We start from the raw sequence: 1,869 nt of genomic DNA, 5'->3' as shown, positions 1-1,869 counted from the left end.
TAACAATCAATGACGATACAGCAGCTTGGCATGCTTCCTCCTTAGGGATACCACTTGCGGCACGAGCCTTATCGCTTGCGCGTCAGGAACTAAGCGGTCAGATACAGCCTATAATAGCGGCAACAACCGAATCCGTAGCACCAACCGGTGCGGCCGGATATCGCGTCAAATACGCGCCTGAAAGCCGTGTACGAAGGTTGGTGGGGCGTGTAAAAGCGTGGTCAAGATTGCAAAGCCTAGCAAATCGGGATAAAAAAATTGCGCTGATCTATTATAACGGGCATCCGGGTAAAAATAATATTGGTGCCAGTTATCTGAATGTGCTGCCTAAGAGCCTGACAGCCATTTTAAAACGTATGGACGAAGCGAAATATGACCTTGGTGGTCAAGCCCCTGATTCAGGTGCCGTGTTTGATGACGTCATGAACGGAGGCCGTAACATCGGCACCTGGGCGCCGGCGGAACTGGATAGATTGGTCCGGGAAACGCATCCTGTACTAGTTCCTGTGGAGACCTATAAAAAATGGTTCGGGCAGCTACATCCTGCTTTCCAAAAGCAGGTGATAAAAAAGTGGGGTGAGCCCGAAGACTCGAAGATTATGACCTGGCGCGCTCCGGAGGGAAAGATCTATTTTGTTTTGCCTCAAATCGCCTACGGCAATATTAACCTGATGCCTCAACCGGCCAGGGGTTGGGACGAAGATGCTCAGGCCTTGTACCACGATGTTTCGCTTCCTCCACATCACCAATACGTTGCCTTTTATCTGTACCTGCAAAAAGGAATGCCCGCCGATGCGGTCATCCATCTGGGAACACATGGAACACAGGAATGGCTTTCAGGACGTGAAGTGGGGTTTGATGACGATGATGCTCCGGAAGCGCTGATGGGCAACATGGTTAACATCTATCCCTACATTATGGACAATGTAGGGGAAGGAACACAGGCCAAAAGACGTGGAATGGCCGTGATTATTGATCACCTAACGCCGCCCTTCGATCAGGCCACTTTAAGACCCGAGCTGCGTGAACTTGCGGGAGCCATCAACGATTATGATGTGGCTTCCGGCAAAAGTGAAGCACTAGCGGCTGTTCATCTGCGCACAATCAATCGACTGGCCAGGCAGGCAAATATAGAGAAGGATCTAGGTGTTGAAGGCGGCATTAAAGCAGAAGATGTGCAAAGACTGGAACACTACCTGCAGGAAATCCAGGAGACGCTTACTCCAATGGGGATGCATACGTTTGGGCAATCGCCAGATTCCGTAATGGCTATGAAAACGGCGGAAGCTATCGTTGGGCGGATGCAGGAGATACCAAAGGATTCACTAGCCGTGCTACTGATGGATGTTTACCAGCGCATTATGATCAGCGGCCCACGAGAGCTGGATGCACTGATGACAGCCCTTAACGGAAAGTATATAGAAGCGGGTTCAGGTAATGACCCCATCCGGAATCCTTCGGCACTTCCTACAGGAAAGAATTTTTATTCCTTTGATCCCGACCGTATCCCTACCATAGACACCTATCGGGAAGGGGAGAAGCTTGCTAATCAGTTGATCGCTGATTACCGTGGCAGACACGATGGGCAGTATCCGGACAAAGTGGGATTTAACCTATGGTCAGTGGAAACCATCCGGCATGAAGGTATTATGGAATCCCAGATATTGAGTTTATTAGGGATAAAACCTACTTACGATGGCTTTGGTCGGTTGAAAGGAGTAGAGGCAATTGCAGATACTGCTCTTAGGCGACCGCGTATCGACGTGGTCATCACGCCGTCCGGCTTATACCGTGACCTGTTTCCAAATCTGATGCTATTGTTGGATAAAGCAGTTTCTTTAGCTTATAAGCAAGAGGGTGCTAACTATT

General features: G+C 49.5%; 1 protein-coding gene. It reads left to right on the top strand.

What is annotated here, in order from left to right; genetic code table 11:
- The coding region (locus VN105_RS27770; protein WP_325646402.1) for a cobaltochelatase subunit CobN at window positions 1–1,869 on the top strand (1,869 nt) is incomplete at both ends.

Origin of the sequence: Chitinophaga sp. (assembly GCF_035564935.1) — a bacterium.
Lineage (GTDB): Bacteria > Bacteroidota > Bacteroidia > Chitinophagales > Chitinophagaceae > Chitinophaga.
This window is presented reverse-complemented; position numbering and strand designations above follow the sequence as displayed.